This window comes from Luteimicrobium sp. DT211, from assembly GCF_049844995.1.
Classification (GTDB): domain Bacteria; phylum Actinomycetota; class Actinomycetes; order Actinomycetales; family Cellulomonadaceae; genus Luteimicrobium.
This window is the reverse complement of the sequence record NZ_JBNCMC010000011.1, coordinates 38,556-62,121: the sequence shown is the minus strand read 5'-3', so window position 1 is coordinate 62,121 and position 23,566 is coordinate 38,556. Positions and strand designations below refer to the sequence as shown.

Here is a 23,566-nt window from a genome sequence, read left to right as displayed (position 1 = left end):
TGGGCGGGTGCCGGTCCGTCCCGACCCGACCCGCCCAGGGTACGGCGCGAACCACACGGGTGTCATTCGCCCGCGCCGTCCGACGCGCGACCGCGGCGTAGCGAGACCCGGCCCCGCGGCGGGCCACAATGGCCAGGTGACAACCGACGCCGCCACCGACACGCCCCCACCCGCCGAGACGCCCCGCTGGTCCTCGTACGTCGCGGTCGGCGACTCGTTCACCGAGGGTCTGTGGGACACGGACCCCGCCTCGCCCGGCCGGTGCCGTGGCTGGGCCGACCGGCTCGCCGCCTCGCTCTCCGCGCGCCGGGTCGCCGGCGGCCAGGAGCCGCTGCGCTACGCGAACCTCGCGGTCCGCGGCAAGCTGCTCGGGCCGATCATCGCCGACCAGGTCCCCCGCGCGCTCGCCCTCGAGCCCGGCCTCGTGAGCCTCGTGGGCGGCGGCAACGACATCCTCCGGCCGCGCGCCGACGTGGACCTCCTCTCGCAGCGGCTCGAGGACGCCGTCGTGCGGCTGAGGGCGGCCGGCGCCGACGTCCTGCTCGCCACGGGGTTCGACGCCAGCGAGAGCCCCGTCGTGTCCCTGACCCGGTCGCGGGTGGGCGTCTACAACACCAACATCTGGTCGATCGCACGCCGCCACGGCGCGCACGTGCTCGACCTGTGGGGCATGCGGGCGCTGCAGGACTGGCGCGTCTGGGCCTCCGACCGCATCCACCTGACCGACGAGGGCCACCGCCGCGTCGCCGACGCCGCGCTCGTCGGGCTCGGGCTCGCCCCCGACGACGCCGACTGGGACGCCCCGCTCGCGGCGCTCCCCCGGGCTCCGTTCTCCGAGCGGGCGCGCGGGAACGCGCGCTGGGCGCGCGAGTACGTCGGCCCGTGGATCGGGCGCCGGCTGCGGCACGAGTCGTCGGGCGACGGCCGCGCCGCGAAGTACCCGGACCTGACCGACTGGCCCTGAGCCGCGGGTCAGGCGAGGAAGAGGGCCCGCAGCCGCCGGGTCGTGACGGTCAGCCCGAGGCCGATCATCGCGACGAAGTACAGGACGTGCCACCAGATCCCCGGCGCGAGGTCGCCGGTCGTCAGGCCGCGGACCAGCTCGACCGCGTGCCACAGCGGCATCGCCTGGATGAGCCACTGCAGGGGCGCCGGGTAGACGCTGATCGGGAAGAACGTCGCCGACAGCAGGAACATCGGCAGCAGCACGATGTTGATCCAGTCCATCTGCTGGAACGTCTTCATGAGGCTCGTGATCGCCATGCCGAACGACGCGAAGGCGAACGCGACGAGGACGACGGCGGGCAGCGCGAGCACGGCCGTCCACGACAGGTTGAGCCCCATGACCTGCATGACGGTGAGGAACCCGGTCGCGTAGACGGCGCCGCGCAGCAGCGCGTACGAGATCTCGCCGAGCGCGACGTCCAGCGGCCCGAGCGACGTCGCCAGCATGGCCTCGTAGAGGCGCGCGAACCGCATCTTGAAGAAGACGTTCCACGTGGAGTCGTAGACGGCGCCGTTCATGGCCGAGACCGCGAGGAGCCCGGGCGCGATGTACGCGGCGTACTCGACGGTGAGCCCCGACGGCAGGGTCACGTCGCCGACGTACGTGCCGAGGCCGACGCCCATCGCGAGCAGGTAGAACACGGGCTCGAAGAAGCCCGACAGCACGACGGTCCAGTTGCTGGTCTTCGTCGCCGAGAGGTTGCGGGCGACGACGGCGCGCGCGTTGCCCGCGTACAGGGCGCTGACGCCACCCGACCGTCCGCCGAGGCCGCCGGCGAGTGCGTCGGTCATGCGCGCAGCCTCCTCGTGAAGCGGCGGTTCACCGCGACCGCCCCGCCGGCGACGAGGCCGACGAGCACGACGAGGTGCACCGCGATCAGCCAGCCGGGCTCGCTCTCGCCGTAGGAGATCACGCGGCCGAGCTGGGTCGCGTGCCACAACGGCGAGACCCAACCGATCCAGTGCAGCCAGCCCGGGAGGGTCGCGAGCGGGTAGAAGGTGCCGGAGAACAGGAACATCGGCGTGAAGATGAACCGCTGCACGATCGCGAACTGGCCCTTGTCCTCGGTGAGCCCCGCCGAGTACGCCATCAGCGGCAGCCCGAACGCGAGACCACCGAGCACCCCGACGAACGGCAGCACGACGACCGTCCACGGGTTCCCGAGGGCCCCGAACGCCAGCGCGAGGAGCGCGTACGCGACCGTGGTGAACAGCATCCGGGCGAGCACCGCGATGACGATGCCCCCGGCGATCTGCCCGGGCTGGACGGGCGTCGCGTTGAGGCCCCAGAACAGCTTCCGCCAGCGGAAGCCCTCCATGATGACGTAGGTGAACTCCTCCGTCGCGACGGAGATCGCGGCCGTGACCAGGAGCGCCGGGGCCACGAAGACCACGTAGTCGACGGGGCCGTTCGGGCCCGACGCGACGGGTGTGTCGATGAACGTCGCGAGCCCCATGCCGAGGCCCAGGAGGTACAGCAGCGGGCTCCCCAGGCCGCCCACGACGATCGTCCAGCCGTACGCCTTCATGGCGCGCAGGCGGTACTCGGCGACGTACCAGGCGCCGAACCTCCGGACGGGGGCCTCTGGCGCTGCGGCGTCGGGCGCTGCGGCGTCGGGCAGGGCGGCGCTCACTCGATCAGGCTCCGCCCCGTGAGGCGGAGGAACACGTCCTCGAGGCTGGACCTGCGCACGAGGCTCGTGGTGGGCCGCAGCCCGCGCGCGGCGACCTGCTCGAGGATCGCCTCGCCGTCGGACGCGTAGACGAGCACGCGGTCGGGGAGGATCTCCAGGCGGTCGCCGACCTCCGCGAGCACGCGGGCGGCGGCCTCGTTGCGGTCCGTGCCGAAGCGGAGCTCGGCCACCTCGCGCGACGAGTAGCGGCGGATCAGCTGGGCCGGGCTGCCCTCGGCCATGATCTTCCCGTGGTCGACGACGACGAGCCGCTCGCACAGCTGCTCGGCCTCGTCCATGAAGTGGGTCGTGACGACGAGCGTCGTGCCCTGCTCCTTGAGCCGGAAGAGGCGGTCCCACAGGATGTGGCGGGCCTGCGGGTCGAGGCCGGTGGTCGGCTCGTCGAGCATGAGCAGGCGCGGCTCGTTGACCAGCGCGCGGGCGATCGTCAGGCGACGCTTCATCCCGCCCGACAGCTCGTCGACCTTCGCGTCCGCACGCTCGCTGAGCTGCGCGAAGGCCAGCAGCTCCGTGGCGCGCTGAGCGCACACCGCCCGCGGGATCCCGAAGTAGCGGCCGTACGTCACGAGGTTGCCGCGCGCGGTGAGCTCGCCGTCGAGGTTGTCCTCCTGCGGGACGACGCCGAGCTGGGCGCGGATGCGGGGGCCGTGGTCGTCCGGGTCGAGGCCGAGGACGGTGAGCTCCCCGCCCGAGCGGGCCGAGACGGCGCCGACCATGCGCATCGTCGTCGACTTGCCGGCACCGTTGGGGCCGAGGAGCCCGAACGACTCGCCGGGCGCGACCTCGAAGTCGATGCCGTCCACCGCGACGAAGTCGCCGAAGCGCTTGGTCAGGCCGCGTGCGGACACCACCGGACCGCCGCCCGACGTCGCGGCGGCGCGGGTCAGCGGTGCAGGCTGGGGCGGACGTGCCCCCTCGGGCGTCGGTGTCGTGGGCACCAGGACACGGTAGCCGCGACCGCCCACGCCGGTCAGCCCGAGGGCGGAAGCCAGGTCCGGGCGGCGGTCACGAGCGCCGTCACGCCGTCGGGCAGCGTGGGGTCGAGGACCGGGGCGTAGCGGGGCGAGTGGTTGGACGGGACCGTGAGGAGCGCGGGGTCACTCATGTCTCCCGTCGTGAACAGCGTCGGGTCGGTGCCGCCCAGCAACCAGTACGACAACGGGGCGCCGGCCGCGGTCGCGAGCACCCCGACGTCCTCGCTGCCTCCGCCCGCTCCTGGGTCGAGGATCTTGTCGGGGCCCAGCCACGCCGCGAAGGCGCCCAGCGTCCGGGCGAGCGCACCGGCGTCGTTCACGACGACCGGGAACCGCTCCGTCGCGGTGACCACGGGCTCGTCGGTCGCTCCGGCGGTCGCGGCCTCGCCCTTGACGACACGGTCGACCGCCGCCAGGATCCGCTGCCGCGTCGCCTCGTCGAAGCTGCGGATGTTGAGCTGCAGCTCCGCGTCGCCCGGGATGACGTTCGCCGCGTCGCCCGCGTGGATCGAGCCCACCGTCAGGACCGCCGTCTCCGTGCTCGGGACCTCCCGCGAGATGATCGTCTGCAGGCGCAGGACGGTCGCCGACGCCATCACCACGGGATCGATCGACGCCTGCGGCATGGAACCGTGCGCACCCCGTCCGACCAGCCGGACGCGCAACGAGTCGGAGCCCGCGTACGACGCGCCCGCGTGCCCGGCGATCTTGCCGGCCGGCAGGGGGGCGACGTGCTGCCCGAGCACCACGTCGGGGATAGGGACGCGGTCGTACAGCCCGTCGTCGACCATCGCCTGCGCGCCCTTGCCGAGCTCCTCGGCCGGCTGGAACACCACGACCAGCGTGCCCGCCCAGCTCGTGCGGTCACGCGCCAGGACGTCGGCGGCCCCGAGGAGGCACGTCGTGTGCAGATCGTGCCCGCACGCGTGGTCGACACGGACGGTCCTCCCGCTCTCGTCGGTCGCCGTCGCGGTGCTCGCGTAGGCGAGCCCCGTCTCCTCCTCGACCGGGAGGGCGTCCATGTCGGCCCGGAGCAGAGCGGTCGGGCCGGCGCCGTTCCTCAGCACCCCGACGACGCCCGTCCTGCCGACGGCGGTCGTCACGTCGAACCCGGACGCCCGCAGCCGGTCGGCGACGACGTCGGCCGTGCGGTGCTCCTGGAAGCCGAGCTCGGGATGCCGGTGCAGGTCCTTGTAGAGGTCCGTCAGGGCGGGGTCAAACGGGACGTTCTCGTGAGCAGCCATCGGATCCCCCCGGGTCGGCTGCCCACCACGCTACGGGCACCCTCGGGGTCCCGCGAAAGCGCACCGGGCATCACGGCCGAACCGCGCAAAGCATGGTTCGGGCGGCCGGCCCGCCTGCGCCGGACGAGCTGAACGGAGCCGCCTGTCGGGTTCGAACCGACGACCTTTCGCTTACAAGGCGAGCGCTCTACCAGCTGAGCTAAGGCGGCACGTCGTGCGACGACCGGGCACGGAAGGCTCCCGGCCTGCACACGGATGCGCCGCACAGCCTACCGGGCGCTCCGTGCCGGGCGCAGACGACGGAGCCCGGGCCGCCGTGGCGGTCCGGGCTCCGTCGTGGGTCGCTCTCGGCGACCGGTCGTCCGTCAGCTCGTCGAGCCGGACTTCGCCGCCTCGATCGCGGACTTCAGCGCGCCCGCCTGGGACCAGTTGCCGGTCCACTGCTTGCCGTTGATGAGGATCGTGGGGGTGCCGAAGCCACCACTCTGCGCGTTGATGAGGTTCTTGTCCTTGCCGGCGTTGCTCGTCCAGGCGTCGACCCAGTCGCCGAAGGTGTGCTGACTGAACTGGTCGGCGACCTTCTGCGACACCCCGGCCTGGACTGCGTAGGCCTTGAGCTGGTCGTCGGTCAGGCCCGTGCTGCCCTCGCTCGGCTGGTTCGCGTAGAGCGCCTCGTGGAACTGGATGACCTTGTCGGGCTCCTGGTCGGCGACCGTCGCGAACGCGCTGCCGGACCTCGTCGAGTAGTTCGTGCCCTGCGAAGACGAGTTGAGGATCGCGACGGGGTGCATGACGAACGTGATGGTCCCGTCCTCGCGCAGCGAGTCGAGGTCGTCCTTGTTGACCTTCTCAAACTCGCCGCACCGGGGGCACATGTAGTCGTAGTACAGATCCAGCGTGACGGCACCGGCATTCGTCTTGCCGGCCACGCCGTCCTTGTCGACGGGGATGCCGCCGCCGTCCTTGACGGACTCGGCGGTCGAGGGCGCCTTGAGATCCGCGAGCGACTTCGGCTTGTTGGCCTGGTTGATGAAGACCACGGCGAGAACGACCACGACCACGAGCACGACGAGGACGCCGATCGTGATGAAGCGGTTCCGCTTCTCGCGGCGTTCCTGCTCCTGACGCAGCTTCAGGGCCTCGGCGCGCGCGGCGTCGCGGCGCTGCGCCTTGGTCAGGTTCGAGTCGTCGGGCATCCCGTGTCCTGTTCTCGTTCGCGCGCGGCACGTACCGGTGCCTCGCTCCGTAGGGGCACAGCGTATCCAAACGCGCCGGCCTGAACGTGGGCTGAACACGCCCGCCCTGCCGCAACCGGCGCCGTCGAGCATGCGGATGCTCCCCGCCCGCACTGCCGGGCCCACCGTGCCTCGACCACGGGCTTGCGCACCAGATCACGCAGGAATCGGTGCACGCCCCCGTGTTCGGCGGCGGTCCCGGTCGTGAACGCCGCGCTCGGCGAGGCGAGGGGCGACGATCGCGGGGAACCCAACCTGCGGGCAGTGCGGCACCGGCACGGTGGTGAGACGGCGCGCGAGGTCGTGGGTCCGGGGGTGTGCGCGCGACCGTGGCGGGGCTGGCGGGAGCCGACCGAGGAACGAGGGAGGCGGATGGTAGGTCGCGCGCACACCCCCGGACCCACGACCGACCGACAGCTGGACGCCCGAAGCACCTCAGGAGAAGTCAGGCGCCCCGGGGAACGGCCACCACCCGATCGCGTGCGCGTCCCACGCGATCCACACCAACCACACGGCGGCGGCGAGCGCCAGCACCCCGACGACGAGCGCGGCCCGCCGCCCGGGGACGAGGTGCCGCAGCCCGGCGCGCGCGCCCTCGCGGGTGGTGGCGGTCGCGGGCCCGAACCAGGCGAGCAGGACGGCGACGGCCATGGTCCCGGCAAGGACGAGCCCGTACAGCCAGGGCGCGTTCTGGTCGGGGTGGTCGGTGTCGGCGACCAGGACCTGCCGGTCGAGCACCCACCACGACCCGACGACGAGCACCAGTCCGGCGCACCCCGCGATGACCAGGGAGGGGAGCGAGCCGACGGCGGCGCGCACGACGTGCCAGGGAGCGCTGACGGCGACGCGTGCGGGGTCGGAGCGCCCGACCCCGCGGCGTTCGCGGCGGCCGTGCAGAGAGTTGGCGGCGTAGCCGACGTACCGGGCGAGGACGACGAGCACGGCGAGCGCCACGAAGGCGAGCCCCGGCCAGGTGGCGGCCGCGGCGACGAGCGGCAGGGCGAGCGTGAACAGGAGCGCGGAGCGGGCGGCGTGGCTGGGCCGCACGTACCCGGACGGGGCCTCGTAGACCTCCTCCAGCACGGGCCGGAGCCAGTCGGTGTCGGCGTCGTCGGCCCCGAGGGCGCGCTCGCCCCCGACGCCGTACACCGGCGCGGCATCGTCCGTGGGCGGCGGGGGCGGGGGCGGGACGTCCGCGGCGATGGCGCGCGTCCGGCCGTCGTTGACAGGAGCGGTGCGCGGGTCGCGGGTCACGACCTGGGTGGGCCACTGGTCGGGGGCGCCGAGCGCGACGGTTGCGGCGAGGTCGGCGGGCGACACGGCGGCCGGGTCGTCGCCGACGTCGGCGGCCTTGCGCAGGCTCCCGACGACGTCCGCGGGCTCCCAGCGCTCGGCCGGGTCGGGCCGGAGCGCCCCGGCGATCGCGTCCGTGCGCAGCGGCCCGAGCCCGCGCAGGTCGGCGGACCCGGCTTGGGCGCGGGCGAGGACGGCGTCGACGGGCGTCACCCCGAAGGGCGCGCGCGCGGTCGCGGCGAACGCGAGCGACGCCGCCCAGCCCCACCAGTCCGTCGCGACGGACGGGCTCGCGCCCGTGAGCATCTCGGGGGCGAGGTACCCGGGCGTCCCCATGACGAGGCCCTCGGTCGTCATGCGGGCGTCCTCGAACCCGTGCGCGATGCCGAAGTCGATGAGCACGGGCCCGCGCGCCGTCACCATGATGTTGCTGGGCTTGAGGTCGCGGTGCACGACGCCGGCCCCGTGCACCGACTCGAGCGCGTCGGCCAGGCTCCCCGCGAGCGCGGCCAGCCGGTCGGCGTCGTACGCGCCGTGGCGGGCGACGTCGTCCTCGAGGCTGGTCCCGTCGACGAGCTCCGTCACGATGAAGGGCGACTCGCCCTCGAGCTCGACGTCGAGGACGGCCGCGACGGCGGGGTGGTCGAGGCGGCGCAGGGTCGCCGCCTCGCGCGCGAGCCTGGCGCGGGCGGACTCGTCGGTGTCGGGGCCGGCGTGCAGGACCTTGATCGCGACGGGGTTCCCGCCGCCGTCCTCCGCGCGGTACACCGCCCCGGTCGCACCCTGGCCGAGGCGCGCGACGATCCGGTATCCACCCACCTCGTCGCCGGGTGTCGCCGCAGCCCACATGGGTTCACCGTAGCGGCGCGGCCGCGGTCCGCGTGGGACGTCGCCGCCGGTGGGACGCCCGACGACGACCGCGCGCCCGCGCACCGCCCCCGGCGTGCGCCGTCGGGCCCGGATAGGGTAAAGGGACCGGACGGACAGGAGCTGGCACGACGTGAGTCGAGAGAAGAGCCGACAGAGCACGGACGGCAACGAGCTGGTGGTGGTCGCGAACCGCCTCCCGGTGGACTTCACGACGGACGAGGACGGCAGCCTCAGCTGGCGCCGCTCGCCCGGCGGGCTGGTGACGGCGCTCGAGCCGGTCATGCAGAGCGCGGACGGCGCCTGGGTCGGCTGGGGCGGCGCCGCCGACGTGTACGCGGACCCGTTCGAGGCGGACGGCATGACCCTCGTGCCCGTGACCCTCAACGAGGACGAGATCGAGCAGTACTACGAGGGCTTCTCGAACGACACCCTCTGGCCGCTCTACCACGACGTGATCTCGCAGCCGGCGTTCCACCGGCAGTGGTGGGACGCGTACCGCCGCGTGAACCGCCGGTTCGCGGAGGCCGCCGCCTCGCAGGTCGGCACGGGCGGCACGGTCTGGGTGCAGGACTACCAGCTCCAGCTCGTGCCCGCGATGCTGCGTGAGCTGCGCCCCGACGTGCGCATCGGGTTCTTCGACCACATCCCGTTCCCCCCGTACGAGATCTTCAGCCAGCTCCCGTGGCGCCGGCAGGTGGTCGAGGGGCTCCTCGGCGCTGACCTCATCGGGTTCCAGCGCAACGGGGACGCCGCGAACTTCCTGCGGATCGTGCGGCGTCTGACGCGGCACTCGACGCGCGGCCAGCAGATCACGTTCGAGGACGCCGACGGCCGGCCGCTCCGCGAGATCCGCGCGTCGGCGTTCCCGATCTCGATCGACTCGCACCGGTTCGACGAGCTCGCCCGGCAGGACTCCACCCGGGCCAGGGCGGCGGAGATCCGGAACGAGCTCGGCGACCCCGATGTCGTGATGCTGGGCGTCGACCGGCTCGACTACACCAAGGGCATCCGGCACCGGATCAAGGCCTACGGCGAGCTGCTCGACGACGGTCGGCTCACGGTCGAGGAGGCGACGCTCGTGCAGGTCGCCAGCCCGAGCCGCGAGAACGTCGACGCCTACCAGGAGCTGCGCGAGCAGGTCGAGACCGCCGTCGGCCGGATCAACGGCGAGTTCGGTGAGCTCGGCCACGCCGCGATCCACTACCTGCACCACTCCTACCCGCCCGAGGAGATGGCGGCGCTCTACCTCGCGGCCGACGTCATGCTCGTGACGTCGCTGCGGGACGGCATGAACCTCGTCGCCAAGGAGTACATCGCGGCGCGCTCCGACCAGCAGGGCGCGCTCGTGCTGTCCGAGTTCACGGGCGCCGCGGACGAGCTGTCCGGCGCGCTCCTCGTCAACCCGCACGACATCGACGAGCTCAAGGCGGTCATCGAGCAGGCCGCCCGCATGGACACCAAGGAGCAGCGTCGCCGCATGCGGCGCCTGCGCCGCAAGGTCATGGCCGACGACGTCGCGAAGTGGTCCAGCACGTTCCTGCGCACCCTGGAGGAGATGCCCGTGTCCCCCGTCGCCCCCGAGCTGCAGGACGACGACAGCCAGGGCCCCGGCGCCGAGCTCATGGACGCCCTCGACCGGCTCGCCGCGGCCGGCGGCCTGGTGATCGTCGCGACGGACTTCGACGGCGTTCTCGCGCCGCTGGTCGACGACCCGTCGTCGTCGCGCACCACCCCGCGGTCGGCGCGCGCTCTCGCCCGCCTCGCGCGGCGCCCGAGCTCGCAGGTGCGGCTCGCGCTCGTCTCCGGCCGCGACCTGGACACGCTCGCGTCGCTCAGCCACGCGCCGTCGGGCACGCTGCTCGTCGGCTCGCACGGCGCCGAGCAGGGCGAGGTCACCGCGGACGGCATCAAGCGCCACGACCTGGCCCTGACCGAGGGGCAGACGTCGCTGCTGCAGCGCATCACGGACGGGCTCGAGGAGATCGCCGACCGCCACACGGGCGTGTGGGTGGAGAAGAAGCCCACGGCGTCGGTCCTGCACACGCGGCGGTCCACGCACGACGGCGCCACCCAGGCCACCGAGGCCGCGCGCGGCCTCGCGGAGCGCCTCGGGGTGGGGGCGCTGGAGGGCAAGGACGTCGTCGAGCTGCAGGTCGTCGAGACCAGCAAGGGCAAGGCGGTCGACGCGCTGCGCACCGAGCTCGACGCGCGCGCGGTCCTGTACGTCGGCGACGACGTGACGGACGAGCACGCCTTCGCGGTCCTCACGTCCGACGACGTGTCGGTGAAGGTCGGGCCGGGCGAGACCATCGCGGAGTTCCGGGTCGCGAGCACGACGTCCGTGGGCCGGCTGCTGGAGCATCTCGCGCGCGCCATGGAGGGTCGCCCGCGCGCCTGACCAGGGTGCGTCCGCCGTGTGACCGGCGTCACCGGAGCACCCCTCGCGGTCGGATAGCATGCTCCCGGGACGACGTTCGTCGTCCCACCATCCCGTCACGACGGATCGTCCGGCACGTACCTGCCGGTGAAGGGAAGTAGCAACGATGGCTACGGTCACGTACGACCACGCGACCCGGGTCTACCCGGGCACCGAGCGTCCCGCTGTGGACCAGCTCAACCTCCACATCGAGGACGGCGAGTTCCTCGTCCTCGTCGGCCCCTCGGGCTGCGGCAAGTCGACGTCCCTGCGCATGCTCGCGGGACTCGAGGACGTCAACCAGGGCCGCATCTTCATCGGCGACCGCGACGTCACGGACGTCCAGCCGAAGGACCGCGACATCGCGATGGTCTTCCAGAACTACGCGCTGTACCCGCACATGACGGTGGCCGACAACATGGGCTTCGCGCTCAAGATCGCGGGCACCCCGAAGGCCGAGATCCGCCAGCGCGTCGAAGAGGCCGCCAAGATCCTCGACCTCACCGAGTACCTCGACCGCAAGCCGAAGGCGCTCTCCGGTGGCCAGCGTCAGCGCGTCGCCATGGGCCGTGCGATCGTCCGCCAGCCGCAGGTCTTCCTCATGGACGAGCCGCTGTCGAACCTCGACGCCAAGCTCCGCGTCCAGACCCGCACGCAGATCGCGTCGCTGCAGCGCCGCCTCGGCGTCACCACGGTCTACGTCACGCACGACCAGACCGAGGCGCTCACCATGGGCGACCGCATCGCGGTCCTCAAGGACGGCCTCCTGCAGCAGGTCGGCACCCCGCGCGAGATGTACGACACGCCTCAGAACGTGTTCGTCGCCGGCTTCATCGGCTCGCCGGCCATGAACATCGGCACGTTCGACGTCAACGGCGGCAACATCGAGGTCGGGCCCGCCCGCCTCGCGCTGCCCCGTGACATCGCGGGCAAGCTGACCTCCGAGGACAACAACCGGGTGACGCTCGGCTTCCGCCCGGAGTCGCTGGACGTCACCTCCGAGTCCAGCGCGTCCGCCTTCCCGGTCGAGGTGAACATCGTCGAGGAGCTCGGCTCCGACGCGTTCGTCTACGGCACGCTCCGCGGGCCGGCCGCGCAGCAGGGCGAGACCGTGATCACCTCGGGCGCCGGCGACAACCAGGTCATCGTGCGTGTCGACCCGCGCAACGTCCCCATGAAGGGCGAGCGCGTCTACGTCACGATCCGTCCCGGCGAGGAGCACGTCTTCTCCGCGGCGACGGGCCTGCGCCTGTCCTGACGACGTACGTCGCACGCCGCGGGGCGGGTCCGGATCTCCGGGCCCGCCCCGCGGTGCGTCTGCGCCGCACCATCAGCGGGCCCGACGGCGCCGCGCCTGGGAGGATGACGGAACCATGAGCCACAACCTGCAGATCACGGCGTCCGCCCCGGACCCGGCGCTCCTCGACCTGCCGTGGGACGTCCCGCTCGAGGACTGGCCCGCGGACCGGATCGCCGCGCTCCCCCGCGGCATCTCCCGACACACCGTCCGGTTCGTCCGGATGTCAGGGCGCGTCATCGCGCTCAAGGAGATCGGCGAGACCGTCGCGTACCGGGAGTACGCGCTCCTGCGGCAGCTCAAGCGCCTCGAGGTGCCGAGCGTCGAGCCCGTCGGCGTCGTGACCGGCCGCCTCGACCCCGACGGCGAGCGTCTCGAGGCCGTCCTCGTGACCGAGCACCTGCAGTACTCCCTGCCCTACCGGGCGCTCTTCAGCCAGGCACTGCGCCCCGACACGCTCACGCGGCTCATCGACGCGCTCGCCGTCCTGCTCGTGCGGCTGCACGTCGTCGGCTTCTACTGGGGCGACGTCTCGCTCTCGAACACGCTGTTCCGGCGCGACGCCGAGGCCTTCGCCGCCTACCTGGTGGACGCCGAGACCGGCGACCTCCACCGGCAGCTCACGGACGGCCAGCGCACGTACGACGTCGACCTGGCCCGCACCAACATCATCGGCGAGCTCATGGACCTCGCCGCGGGCGAGCTGCTCGACGAGGACGTCGACGAGGTCGCGATCGGCGACCTGCTCGTCGAGCGGTACCAGGAGCTCTGGGCCTCCCTGACCACCGCCGAGAGCTTCGACGCGGCCGACCGCTGGCGGGTCGCCGCACGCATCGACCGGCTCAACGACCTCGGCTTCGACGTCGACGAGCTCGCCATGACGACGGACATCGACGGCACCACCGTCCGCATCCAGCCGAAGGTCGTCGACGCCGGCCACCACTCCCGCCGCCTCATGCGGCTCACCGGCCTCGACGTCCAGGAGAACCAGGCCCGCCGGCTGCTCAACGACCTCGACGCCTACGTCGCCGCGACCGAACGGCAGAACGACGACGAGACGTTCGTCGCGCACGACTGGCTCACCGAGGTGTTCGAGCCCAGCGTGCGCGGCGTTCCTCGCGAGCTGCGGGGCAAGCTCGAGCCCGCCCAGCTGTTCCACGAGATGCTCGACCACCGGTGGTTCCTGTCCGAGCAGCAGCAGCGGGACGTCCCGATGCCGGAGGTCGTGCAGTCCTACGTGGACAACGTGCTGCGGCACCGGCGGGACGAGAAGGCGCTGCTGGGCGAGGACGCCTGACCCGCGAGGTAGACGGGCCGCCCCGTGTACCTCGCGAAGTAGCCGGGGCGCCCTACTCGGTCGCGGCGGAGCGGAGGCGGGCGATCTCGTAGAGCGCGATGCCGCCGGCGACGGACGCGTTGAGCGACTCGACGGCCGAGGTGATCGGGATCGACGCGACGACGTCGCACGCCTCCCGGACGAGCCGCGACAGCCCCTTGCCCTCGCTGCCGACGACGACGACCAGCGGGTCCGTCGCGAACGCGACGTCGCCGATCGCCGTGGGCCCCTCGCCGTCGAGCCCGACGACGAAGCAGCCGGCTTGCTTGAGCTCGCCGAGCGCTCGGGCGAGGTTGGTGACGCGCGCGACGGGCACACGGGCGGCAGCTCCGGCGGACGTCTTCCACGCGGAGGCGGTGACGCCTGCGGCGCGGCGCTCCGGCACGATCACGCCGTGCCCCCCGAACGCCCCCGCGGACCGCATGACCGCCCCGAGGTTGCGCGGGTCGGTGACGCCGTCGAGCGCGACGAACAGCGGCGCGGTGTCGCTGCGCTCGGCCGCGTCGAGGAGGTCGTCGAGGTCCGCGTACTCGTACGGCGGGACCTGGACGGCGACGCCCTGGTGGACGGAGCCGTCGGTGAGGCGGTCGAGCTCGGGCTTCCCCACCTCGAGGAGGTTGTACCCGCGGCCGGTCGCGATCTGCAGGATCTCGCGCGTGCGGTCGTCGGCCTCGAGCCGCGACGCGATGTAGAGCGTGGTCGCCGGCACGCCGGCGCGCAGCGCCTCGAGGACCGAGTTCCGGCCGGCGACGACCTCGGTGGTCGCGCCGCGCCCGGGTCCCCGGCCGCCGGTCGACCCACGGCCGGCGCGCGAACGGTCGCCGCCGCGCCCGGTCGCGGCCTTCTTCTCAGCCTCGGCCTTGCGCTTGTGGGCGACGTGGTAGGTGCGGTCCTCGGCCTTGGGCGTGGGGCCGCGGCCCTCGAGGGCCTTGCGTCGCTGGCCACCGGACCCGACCGTCGCGCCCTTCTTGGATCCGGGCTTGCGGACGGCGCCGCGACGCTTCGAGTTGCCTGCCATGAGAAGTCCTGCCGTCGGTGGTGCTGCGGATGTCTGGTGGTGGTGCGGAGGCGGTCAGTCGCCCTGCGACGCGGGAGCCGCGAGGCTCCAGCGCGCGCCGGTCGGCTGGTCCTCGACGAGGATGCCCGACGCCGCGAGGCGGCCGCGGATCGCGTCCGCGGTCGCGAAGTCCCGCGCTGCGCGTGCCTCCGCGCGGGCGTCGAGCTCGGCTTGCACGACGGCGCCGAGCGCCTGCGCGTACCGCGAGTCGCCGGTCGTGGCCCAGTGGGGGTCGCCGGGGTCGAGGCCGAGCGCGTCGAGCATCGCACGGACGGCGACGAGCTCGGCCCTCGTGTCGCGGCGCGCGGTGTCACCCTCGGCGCTGTCGGGGCCCGACGAGGACGCCGCGGCGAGCGCGGTGTTGCCGAGGCGCAGGTGCTCGTGGACGACGGCCAGCGCCGCGGGGACGTTGAGGTCGTCGTCCATCGCGGACACGAACGCCTCGGGAAGGGCGGCGGACCGGACCTCGGCGTCGTCGACCGGCCCGACCCGTTCCGACGCGCGAGCGACGAACCCGGCGAAGCGGTCCCACGTGGCCTCGGCCTCGGCGAGGGTGTCGGGCGTCCACTCGAGCATCGAGCGGTACTGGACGGCGGTGAGGGCGTAGCGCAGCGCCGAGGCGGGCGCCTTCGCGAGGACCTCGCGGACGAGCAGCCCGTTCCCAAGCGACTTGCTCATCTTGGTGCCGCCCTGCGTCACCCACGCGCTGTGCAGCCAGTACCGCGCGAAGCCGTACCCGGCGGCGCGCGACTGCGCCTGCTCGTTCTCGTGGTGCGGGAACCGGAGGTCGAGCCCGCCGCCGTGGATGTCGAACGTGTCGCCCAGGTACCGCTGCGCCATCGCGGAGCACTCGAGGTGCCAGCCGGGGCGGCCGCGGCCGAAGGGCGTGGGCCAGGCGGCGGTCGGCGGCTCGCCGTCCTTCGGCGCCTTCCAGAGGGCGAAGTCGTGCGGGTCGCGCTTGAGACCCGCCGTCGACGGCTCCTCCGCGCCCAGGTCCTCGGGCGCGATCGTCAGGTCCTCGAGCCGCTGGTTGGTGAGCGATCCGTAGTCGGGCCACGACCGGACGTCGAAGTAGACGTCCCCCTCCGCCGCGACGTACGCGTGCCCGCGCTCCACGAGGCGCGCCATCAGCTCGACCATGTCGACCACGTGGCCGGTCGCGCGCGGCTCGTACGTGGGCGGGAGGACGCCGACCGCGTCGTAGGCGGCGGTGAACTCGCGCTCGTGGATCGCGGCGCGCTCCCACCAGCGCTGGCCCGCGGCGGCGGCCTTGGCGAGGATCTTGTCGTCGATGTCCGTCACGTTCCGCACGAGCGTGACCGCGAGCCCGGAACGGCGCAGCCAGCGGACCAGGACGTCGAACGCGACCTGGGTGCGCAGGTGCCCGATGTGGGGCTCGCTCTGGACGGTGGCCCCGCACACGTAGATGCCGACCTCACCGGGCACGGCGGGCACGAAGTCCCGCACGTCGCGCGTGGCGGTGTCGAACAGGCGAAGGGTCACCCGGCAAGGGTACCGGGACGCCCCCGACCGGGCAGAATGCGGTCAGACGCGCCAGACGACGCGGCGCGGCGTGAGCCGCACGACCACCCGCTGGTTCGAGGTGCCGTCGTCCCCGGTGTACCGCTCGGCGCCGGTGTAGGCGCGCACGAGGCGGTGGATGAGCTCGGAGTCCGGACCGTCGTCGACGAGCGTGACGTCGCCCCGGATCTCGAGGTAGCGGTGCGGCTCGTCGCGTGCGTACACGAGGACGGTGGCCCGCGGGTCGCGCTCCAGGTTCTCGGCCTTGCGTCGGCCCCGCACCGTCGAGACGAGCACGTCGTCGCCGTCGCGCGCGACCCACACGACCGAGAGCTGGGGACGGCCGTCCGGGTCGATGGTGGCGATCACCGCGTGCTCGGGGGCGTCGAGGAGCGCCTTCGCGTCGTCGGGAAGGGTGGGTGCCGTCGTCGTCTGCGTCATGCCCGATCCAATCCGACGCGCGCCGCGGCCATTCCCGCCGTCCGCCAGGTGGACGTCCGTGACGTCAGCGGGCGCCGAGCGGGCGGACGGTGCCGAGGATCACGTCCGCGACGGCGTGGAAGGACGCGATGGCCGCGGCATCGTCGTGCTCGACCATCCACGCGATCTGGATGCCGTCGATCTCCGCCGACACCATGCGCGCGAGCAGCGGCACGTCCATCGAGTACCGGACCTCCGCCTGATGCGCGGCGGCGGTCAGGTAGGCCTCCGACGCCGCCCACTGCTCCTTGAGCTGGTCGAGCACGATGGCGCGCATCCGTTCGTCGCGTGCGCCGAGGGTCGCGATCTCGATCGTGAGGAGCTGATGGTGGGAGCGGGCCTCGAGGCCCTTCCACATGCCGTCGGCGAGCGCGTGGAGCGTCGTGGTGATGTCGCCGCCGGCCGCGATCGCGTCGTCGAGGAACGACGTGGCGATGGCCGCCACGCGCCGGCTGAGCGCCGCCAGCAGCTCGTGCTTGTCCGTGAAGACGTAGTGGATGACGCCCGGCCGCACGCCCGCCTCCCGGGCGACCGTCCGGATCGTCACCGCCTCGACGCCCTCGCGGAGGGCGACGGCCAGCGCCGCCTCGACGAGCTGTTCGCGGCGCTGCTCGTGGCTCAGCCGCTCGTTCATGCGTCACCCGGCCCGACGCGCACGACGAGCGCGGTCGCGAGTCCCGCGAGGCCCTCGCCCCGGCCGGTGAGGCCGAGCCCGTCCGTGGTGGTCGCCGTGACGGTCACGACGGCGCCCGCGGCCTCGCTCAGCGCCTCCTCCGCCTCGGCCCGGCGCGGGCCCAGGCGCGGGCGGTTGCCGATCACCTGGACCGCCACGTTGCCGATCTCGAAGCCGGCGGCGCGGACCCGTCGGGCCGCCTCCGCGAGCAGCACCGTGCCGCGCGCGCCGGCCCACTGCGGCGCGCTGGTGCCGAAGTTGGAGCCGAGGTCGCCGAGGCCGGCGGCGGAGAAGAGCGCATCGGCGGCGGCGTGCGCGGCGACGTCGCCGTCGGAGTGCCCCGCCAGCCCGACCTCCCCCGGCCAGTGCAGCCCCCCGACCCACAGCTCGCGGGCCGGGTCGGTGTCGAAGGCGTGCACGTCGGTGCCGATGCCGGTCCGGGGAAGCCCGGCCCGCTCGGCGGTCATGCGCCCTCCGTCAGGAGCAGCGTCGCGACGGCGAGGTCGTGGGCCGTGGTGATCTTGAGGGCGCGAGCGTCGCCGTCGACCAGCGCGACGTCCACGCCGAGCGCCGCCACGAGGCTCGCGTCGTCGCTCGCCGCAGTCGCCTCGTCCGCCGCGACGCCGGCCCCGGCGGCGTGGGCGCGTTCGAGGACGTGGCGCCGGAAGCCCTGCGGGGTCTGGACGGCACGAAGGCCCCGGCGGTCGACGGTTCCCCCCGAACGGGCGGGACCACCGTCGGCGGACGGGACGAACCGGACGACCGTGTCGGTCACGGGCAGGACGGGCACAACGGCATCGTGACCCTCCCGCACCGTCTGCGCGACCCGAACGAGGAGCGCCGTGGGCGCGAGGGCGCGCGCGGCGTCGTGCACGAGGACGATCGGGCCGGCGGCGGACGGCAGCCCGGCCAGGCCGGCGGCCACGCTCGCCTGGCGGGTGGGTCCGCCGGGGACCACGACCACCCGGGGCGCGCCGAGCCCGCGGGTGCCGTCCAGCGCGGCGCGCACGTGGTCGACGTGGCCGGCCGGCGCCGTGATCACGACCACGGTCGCGCCCGCGTCCACGAGCCGGGACGCGGCGTGCACCACGAGCGGCGCGCCGTCGAGCGGCACGAGCGCCTTGGGGACGTCCGCGCCGAGGCGGGTGCCGGAGCCGGCCGCCGTCAGGACGGCCGCGAAGGCCGGCCCGCGCATCGCGGACCGGCCTTCGCGTGATGCTTGTTCGTGTTCCGGGGCGGACCCGGACGTGGACCCGCTCAGCTGGCGAGCACCTCGTCGAGGATCGCCTCGGCCTTCTCCTCCTCGGTGTGCTCGGCGAGCGCGAGCTCCGAGACGAGGATCTGCCGTGCCTTGGCGAGCATGCGCTTCTCACCGGCCGAGAGGCCGCGGTCGGCGTCCCGGCGCGACAGGTCACGCACGACCTCGGCGACCTTGATGACGTCGCCCGATGCCAGCTTCTCGAGGTTGGCCTTGTACCGGCGGGACCAGTTGGTCGGCTCCTCGGTGTAGGGCGCGCGCAGAACCTCGAACACCCGGTCGAGACCCTCTTGGCCGACGACGTCACGCACTCCGACGAGGTCGACGTTCTCTGCGGGGACCTCGATGGTCAGATCGCCCTGGGCGACCCGGAGCTTGAGGTAGAGCTTGTCCTCCCCACGGATGGTCCGCGTCTTGATCTCCTCGATGAGGGCTGCGCCGTGGTGCGGGTAGACAACCGTCTCCCCTACAGTGAAAGTCATCTTCAGATGTCCCCTTTCGCGGAGGGCCATCTTACCACGCGACCCTCCGCCTCCCGCTGGGCGAGAAGCCCGCGAAGCCCCGCGGACCCGCCGCCACCAGGCCCGACGACGTGGCCCACGGCACGCCCCGGAACGCGCGAGCATCGCGCGCGGAACGATAGTCTGGGGGCGGCCCCGACCCGACAAGTCCCTGGAGACCGCACGTGAACCGCAGCACCGCCCGCATGAGCAAGTTCCTCGCGGTCCCGGTGGCCCTCGCGAGCGCGGCCGCGCTCTCCGCCTGCGCCCCCACGCAGACCGACAAGCCCTACCAGCCGTCCGACGGCATCGACGTCGTCGTGGGCGACGTCAAGGGCATCAACCTGCTCGTCCTGTCGGACGGCAAGGGCGACCCCGGTCGCCTGCTGGGCTCCTTCTACAACGGCGGCTCCGACGGCGCGACCGTGACCGTCATGCCCGACGGCGCGTCGTCCTCGACGGTCTCCGTGGACCCCTCGTCCACCACGAAGCTCGGCTCGGGCGACGACGCTCACGACGTCGTGTTCGACACCACGAACGCGGCCCCGGGCGCCGTCCTCCCCGTGGAGATCACGGTCGGCGACGCCACCGAGACCGTGAAGGTGCCCGTGCTCGACGGGACGCTCCCGGAGTACACGACGCTCGTCCCGACCGCGTCGGCCCAGGGCTGAGCCGCACCGGTTCGCCCCCTGCGCCGCACGCCTTCCTGGCCTCCTGATGACGACGTCGCCGGCGCGAGCACGCAGGCTCGCGCTCGGTCTCGTCGCGCTCGCCCTGGCCGCGGCGACCGCGGGATGCGGGATCGTCTCCGGCCCGCCTGACGCCTCGCGCGACCACCCACAGGGACAGATCACCGCCGCGGGCGAGGCCGACGTCTACTCGTTGCACGTGGGCGACTGCCTGCTCGCGGAGCGAGGCGACTTCGACTCGACCGCCACGGCGTCCACCGAGGTCGACTCCGTGCCCGTGACCCCGTGCTCCGACCCGCACGACGCCGAGATCTACGCCGAGACGATGCTGCCCGCCGGCGAGTTCCCCGGCGACGACGCCGTCGGCGACCAGGCCGACGACTACTGCGACACGCAGTTCACCGCCCTCACCGGCCTCGCGTACGAGGACGCCACGTCGCTCGACTACACGGACTACGTCCCCACCGAGGACGGCTGGAACATGGACGGCGACCGACTGGTCCAGTGCGTCCTGCTGCTCCCCCAGAAGGTCAGCCGGTCCTACGTGGACCGCCTGCGCCCGACGCCGTCGCCCGCGGTCTCCTCCACCGATCCGGCCGACGCCTCGACTGTCTGAGGTAGCGCCTGCGGTCTTCGGCTGGGGCGGGCGGTCCGGCAGTGTGGCGCGCACGCGCTCGGCCGTCGTCCTCCGCGCCGACCATGCGCGCAGACCCCTTCTCAGCGTCGAACATGTGCGTGCTCGCATGGTCGGTGACCCGGGTGGTGGCTTATCGCATGGTCGGCGGCTCGGGTGGTGGCTGTCCGCATGCTCGACGACGACGGCGCAGCCCGGCTACGGTGGCGAGCTTGCGACCCGAGCGGGCGGGTTCGGGCAGGTGGTGAAGGACGTCAAGGAGCCAGAAGGCCCCCCGGGGCCTGAAGGCGACGCAGTCCGAACCGCCTGTCCGAACCCACCCGCGGACGGAACCACGACCGCCTACGTCACCGTCGGCGAACGCGGCGTCACCGTCGGCGAACAGGGCATCACGGCCGACGCGGACGGCTCACCCGAAGCGGCCGGAGATGTAGTCCTCGGTGGACTTCTCCTTGGGCGTCGAGAACATGGTCCCCGTGTCGTCCATCTCGATGAGCTTGCCGGGGCTGCCGGTACCCGCGATGTTGAAGAACCCCGTCCGGTCGCTCACGCGGGCGGCCTGCTGCATGTTGTGCGTGACGATGACGATCGTGTAGTCCTTCTTCAGCTCCGTCACCAGGTCCTCGATCGCGAGCGTCGAGATCGGGTCAAGGGCCGAGCAGGGCTCGTCCATGAGGAGCACCTGCGGTCGGACCGCGATGGCGCGGGCGATGCAGAGACGCTGCTGCTGACCGCCCGAGAGCCCGGCGCCCGGCTTCTGGAGCCGGTCCTTGACCTCGTTCCACAGGTTCGCGCTCGTCAGCGACTGCTCGACGAGGTCCGCGGCGTCGGACTTGGAGATCTTCTTGTTCAGGAGCCGGACGCCTGCGAGCACGTTCTCCGCGATCGACATGGTCGGGAACGGGTTGGGGCGCTGGAACACCATGCCGATCTGGCGGCGCACCGCGACCGGGTCGATGTCCGCGCCGTAGAGGTCGACGCCCTCCATCTCGACGCTGCCGTGGACGGACGCGCCCGGAATGACCTCGTGCATGCGGTTGAGCGTGCGCAGGAACGTCGACTTGCCGCAGCCGGACGGGCCGATGAACGCCGTGACCGAGCGGGGCTCGATCGTCATCGTGACGCCCTCGACGGCCAGGAAGTCGCCGTAGTAGATGTTGAGGTCCTTGACGTCGATGCGCTGTGCCATCGCGGGGTCGTCCTTCTTCGGTGAGTCGTGCTTCGGGGTGTCGGGCTTCGGGGTCTCGGCCGGCGGGCGCACCGGCGTCGATGCCGGGCGAGCGCCGCCGTCGTGCGCGCTCATGACCGCAGCTTCGGGGCGAAGAGCCGGGACACGAGCCGCGCGAGCAGGTTGAGGAGCATGACGATGAGGATCAGCGTCAGCGCGGCCGCCCAGGCCCGGTCGTAGTTGATCGTCGGGATGCAGGTGACGTTGGGGTTGTTGCACGGCACCGTGCCCGACGTGAACTGCCGGTACACGTAGACCGGCAGCGTCATCATGCGGCCCTCGAAGGGGTTGAAGTTGATCGAGTCGATCACGCCCACCGTGAGGAGCAGCGGCGCGGTCTCGCCGACGACGCGGGACACGGCGAGCATGACGCCCGTCGTGATGCCCGCGACCGCCGTGCGGAGCACGACCTTGACGATGGTCAGCCACTTCGGGATGCCCAGCGCGTACGCGGCCTCGCGGAGCTCGTTCGGGACGAGCTTGAGCATCTCCTCGGTCGACCGCACGACGACCGGGATCATCAGCACGCTCAGCGCGACGGCACCCATCGCGCCGAAGTGCGCGCCCGGGCCGAGGAACAGCGAGAACAGCGCGTACGCGAACAGGCCGGCGACGATCGACGGGATGCCCGTCATGACGTCCACGAAGAACGTCACCGCCCGGGCCAGCCGGCCACCGGCGCCGTACTCCACCAGGAAGATCGCGGTCAGGATGCCGATCGGCACGGAGATCACGGCAGCACCGACGGTCACCCAGACGGTGCCGACGATCGCGTGGTAGATGCCGCCCGCGTCCATGCCGCCGAACACGCCGCGCATCGAGTGCATCAGGAAGTAGGGGTCGAGCCGGCCGATGCCACGGCCGACCACGGTCCACAGCAGCCAGACGAGCGGCACGAGGGCGACCACGAACGCGGTGCTCACGAGCACCGTCATGAGCCGGTCCTTGCGCCGGCGGCGCGCGTCCGACGTGCGCAGCAGCGCACGGACGTCGTCGCCGCGCGGGGGCCGCGAGGCGCCGTCGAGGGTGGAGGGGATCACGGCCATCTCAGTTCGCTCCCGAGAATTCCTTGCGACGGCCGACGACCCAGCGCGACGCCATGTTGACGACCATCGTGATGACGAACAGCGCGAGGCCCGTGGCCATCAGGGTGCTCATACCGAGCGAGTTCGCCTCGGGGTAGTTGAGCGCGATGTTCGCGGCGATGGTCTGCTGCTTGCCCGCGAGGAGCAGTGCGAACGAGTACGTGAGCCCCGGCGACAGGATCATGACCACGGCCATGGTCTCGCCGAGCGCGCGGCCCAGGCCCAGCATCGCCGCGGAGACGACGCCCGAGCGGCCGAACGGCAGGACGGCGGTGCGGATCATCTCCCACCGGGTCGCGCCGAGCGCGAGCGCCGCCTCCTCGTGGAGCTTCGGCGTCTGGAGGAAGACCTCGCGCGACACGGCGGTGATGATCGGCAGGATCATCACCGCGAGCACGAGCGAGACGGTCATCAGGACGCGGGCCGGGTCGGCCGCCGGCCCCTTGAACAGCGGGATCCAGCCGAGCACGTTCGAGACCCACTGCCACACGGGCTGGATCGCGGGGGCGAGGACGAGCGCGCCCCACAGGCCGTAGACGACCGACGGGATCGCCGCGAGCAGGTCGATCACCCAGCCCAGGGCCGACGCCAGCCGACGCGGCGCGTAGTGCGAGGTGAAGAGCGCGATCCCGATGGCGAGCGGCGTCGCCACCGCCAGCGCGACCGCCGCCGACAGGAGCGTCCCGAAGATCAGCGGGCCGAGGTACGACGCCAGGGAGCCCTGTCCCTGGAAGAAGCTCACCTTCGACGCGATCTCCGAGCCGCTCGACGTCAGCGCCGGCCAGGCCTGCCAGAGCAGGAAGCCCGCGACCGCCGCGAGCGCGATCAGGATGATCGTCCCCGCGCTCGTCGCCAGATAGCGGAACGCCCGGTTGAGACCGCGGTCGGCCGCGCGCGTGCGGCGGCGCGGCGGCCGCGGCCGGTCGGGCCCGTTCGACGGCGCCGGGCTGGTGTCCCGGGCGTCGGCGGTCGTGGTGGTCACACCGTCTCCTTCGTCATCGTGGTCCGCGCCGTGCCCCGTGGGGGGCGAGGCGGTGCCGGCGGGAGGAGCGCATCACGCCCCGCCCACCGGCACCG

At 72.9% G+C, this 23,566-nt stretch carries 22 protein-coding genes and 1 tRNA gene; 6 read left to right on the top strand and 17 right to left on the bottom strand.

All coding sequences use genetic code 11. The annotated features are described in order from the left end of the window. Positions 1–136: 136 nt before the first annotated feature. Positions 137–964: an SGNH/GDSL hydrolase family protein gene (locus ACLQ14_RS17700; RefSeq protein WP_425815433.1), complete on the top strand. Its 828-nt coding sequence runs from the start codon at positions 137–139 to the stop codon at positions 962–964. 8 nt (positions 965–972) lie between these two features. On the opposite strand, the gene ACLQ14_RS17695 is transcribed toward ACLQ14_RS17700, so the two are convergent. The 7 genes from ACLQ14_RS17695 to ACLQ14_RS17665 form a co-directional block, all read right to left on the bottom strand. After that, positions 973–1,797 carry an ABC transporter permease gene (locus ACLQ14_RS17695; protein ID WP_425815431.1) on the bottom strand — a complete coding sequence of 275 codons (825 nt, stop codon included), beginning with the start codon at positions 1,795–1,797 and terminating at the stop codon, positions 973–975. Then, on the bottom strand, positions 1,794–2,639 hold the full coding sequence (locus ACLQ14_RS17690; protein ID WP_425815429.1) for an ABC transporter permease: 846 nt from the start codon (positions 2,637–2,639) through the stop codon (positions 1,794–1,796). Before ACLQ14_RS17690 ends, ACLQ14_RS17695 begins: the two co-directional genes overlap by 4 nt. Continuing rightward, positions 2,636–3,550 (bottom strand): ABC transporter ATP-binding protein, encoded by a 915-nt coding sequence (locus ACLQ14_RS17685; protein ID WP_425815491.1) that lies wholly within the window; start codon positions 3,548–3,550, stop codon positions 2,636–2,638. The genes ACLQ14_RS17690 and ACLQ14_RS17685 overlap by 4 nt, the downstream gene beginning before the upstream one ends. A gap of 119 nt (positions 3,551–3,669) precedes the next feature. Further along, complete coding sequence (locus ACLQ14_RS17680; RefSeq protein WP_425815427.1) at positions 3,670–4,917, bottom strand: amidohydrolase; 1,248 nt, start codon at positions 4,915–4,917, stop codon at positions 3,670–3,672. A 136-nt stretch (positions 4,918–5,053) separates the two neighbouring features. Beyond that, positions 5,054–5,126: transfer RNA gene (locus tag ACLQ14_RS17675), tRNA-Thr, on the bottom strand. A gap of 156 nt (positions 5,127–5,282) precedes the next feature. Beyond that, positions 5,283–6,113: a DsbA family protein gene (locus ACLQ14_RS17670; protein WP_425815425.1), complete on the bottom strand. Its 831-nt coding sequence runs from the start codon at positions 6,111–6,113 to the stop codon at positions 5,283–5,285. A 474-nt stretch (positions 6,114–6,587) separates the two neighbouring features. Next, a complete protein-coding gene (locus ACLQ14_RS17665; RefSeq protein ID WP_425815423.1) occupies positions 6,588–8,294 on the bottom strand; it encodes a serine/threonine-protein kinase in 1,707 nt (568 codons plus the stop codon). A 151-nt stretch (positions 8,295–8,445) separates the two neighbouring features. On the opposite strand from ACLQ14_RS17665, the gene ACLQ14_RS17660 reads away from it, so the two are divergent. The 3 genes from ACLQ14_RS17660 (at position 8,446) to ACLQ14_RS17650 (ending at position 13,325) form a co-directional block, all read left to right on the top strand. Beyond that, positions 8,446–10,713, top strand: a complete 2,268-nt coding sequence (locus tag ACLQ14_RS17660; protein ID WP_425815421.1) for a bifunctional alpha,alpha-trehalose-phosphate synthase (UDP-forming)/trehalose-phosphatase — start codon at positions 8,446–8,448, stop codon at positions 10,711–10,713. Between the two features lie 145 nt (positions 10,714–10,858). Next, positions 10,859–11,989 (top strand): ABC transporter ATP-binding protein, encoded by a 1,131-nt coding sequence (locus ACLQ14_RS17655; protein ID WP_425815419.1) that lies wholly within the window; start codon positions 10,859–10,861, stop codon positions 11,987–11,989. 115 nt (positions 11,990–12,104) lie between these two features. Then, on the top strand, positions 12,105–13,325 hold the full coding sequence (locus ACLQ14_RS17650) for a DUF4032 domain-containing protein (RefSeq protein ID WP_425815417.1): 1,221 nt from the start codon (positions 12,105–12,107) through the stop codon (positions 13,323–13,325). Between the two features lie 52 nt (positions 13,326–13,377). Here ACLQ14_RS17650 and rlmB read toward each other — a convergent pair whose 3' ends face one another. From rlmB to ACLQ14_RS17615, 7 genes are all read right to left on the bottom strand, one after another. Next, positions 13,378–14,382, bottom strand: a complete 1,005-nt coding sequence (rlmB, locus tag ACLQ14_RS17645) for a 23S rRNA (guanosine(2251)-2'-O)-methyltransferase RlmB (RefSeq protein WP_425815415.1) — start codon at positions 14,380–14,382, stop codon at positions 13,378–13,380. Positions 14,383–14,436: 54 nt separating this feature from the next. After that, a complete protein-coding gene (gene cysS, locus ACLQ14_RS17640; RefSeq protein ID WP_425815413.1) occupies positions 14,437–15,924 on the bottom strand; it encodes a cysteine--tRNA ligase in 1,488 nt (495 codons plus the stop codon). 42 nt (positions 15,925–15,966) lie between these two features. Continuing rightward, on the bottom strand, positions 15,967–16,383 hold the full coding sequence (locus ACLQ14_RS17635; RefSeq protein WP_425815411.1) for a PPOX class F420-dependent oxidoreductase: 417 nt from the start codon (positions 16,381–16,383) through the stop codon (positions 15,967–15,969). Between the two features lie 64 nt (positions 16,384–16,447). Continuing rightward, positions 16,448–17,056: a TetR/AcrR family transcriptional regulator gene (locus ACLQ14_RS17630; RefSeq protein WP_425815409.1), complete on the bottom strand. Its 609-nt coding sequence runs from the start codon at positions 17,054–17,056 to the stop codon at positions 16,448–16,450. Then, positions 17,053–17,562, bottom strand: coding sequence for a 2-C-methyl-D-erythritol 2,4-cyclodiphosphate synthase (gene ispF / locus ACLQ14_RS17625; protein ID WP_425815407.1), 510 nt, complete (start codon positions 17,560–17,562; stop codon positions 17,053–17,055). Before ispF ends, ACLQ14_RS17630 begins: the two co-directional genes overlap by 4 nt. Continuing rightward, positions 17,559–18,290, bottom strand: coding sequence for a 2-C-methyl-D-erythritol 4-phosphate cytidylyltransferase (gene ispD / locus ACLQ14_RS17620; protein WP_425815405.1), 732 nt, complete (start codon positions 18,288–18,290; stop codon positions 17,559–17,561). Before ispD ends, ispF begins: the two co-directional genes overlap by 4 nt. A 62-nt stretch (positions 18,291–18,352) precedes the next feature. Then, entirely contained in the window at positions 18,353–18,835 is a 483-nt protein-coding gene (locus ACLQ14_RS17615) for a CarD family transcriptional regulator (RefSeq protein ID WP_386799414.1), read from the bottom strand. Positions 18,836–19,038: 203 nt separating this feature from the next. On the opposite strand from ACLQ14_RS17615, the gene ACLQ14_RS17610 reads away from it, so the two are divergent. Together ACLQ14_RS17610 and ACLQ14_RS17605 are read left to right on the top strand one after the other, a co-directional pair. Then, positions 19,039–19,524 (top strand): hypothetical protein, encoded by a 486-nt coding sequence (locus ACLQ14_RS17610; protein ID WP_425815403.1) that lies wholly within the window; start codon positions 19,039–19,041, stop codon positions 19,522–19,524. A 46-nt stretch (positions 19,525–19,570) separates the two neighbouring features. After that, positions 19,571–20,158 carry a septum formation family protein gene (locus tag ACLQ14_RS17605; protein ID WP_425815401.1) on the top strand — a complete coding sequence of 196 codons (588 nt, stop codon included), beginning with the start codon at positions 19,571–19,573 and terminating at the stop codon, positions 20,156–20,158. Between the two features lie 427 nt (positions 20,159–20,585). On the opposite strand, the gene pstB is transcribed toward ACLQ14_RS17605, so the two are convergent. The 3 genes from pstB to pstC all read right to left on the bottom strand — a co-directional run bounded on the left by pstB (position 20,586) and on the right by pstC (position 23,471). Further along, entirely contained in the window at positions 20,586–21,365 is a 780-nt protein-coding gene (gene pstB / locus ACLQ14_RS17600) for a phosphate ABC transporter ATP-binding protein PstB (protein WP_425815489.1), read from the bottom strand. A 110-nt stretch (positions 21,366–21,475) separates the two neighbouring features. Then, entirely contained in the window at positions 21,476–22,444 is a 969-nt protein-coding gene (gene pstA, locus ACLQ14_RS17595; RefSeq protein ID WP_425815399.1) for a phosphate ABC transporter permease PstA, read from the bottom strand. A gap of 7 nt (positions 22,445–22,451) precedes the next feature. Further along, entirely contained in the window at positions 22,452–23,471 is a 1,020-nt protein-coding gene (gene pstC / locus ACLQ14_RS17590; RefSeq protein WP_425815397.1) for a phosphate ABC transporter permease subunit PstC, read from the bottom strand. Between the last annotated feature and the right edge of the window lie 95 nt (positions 23,472–23,566).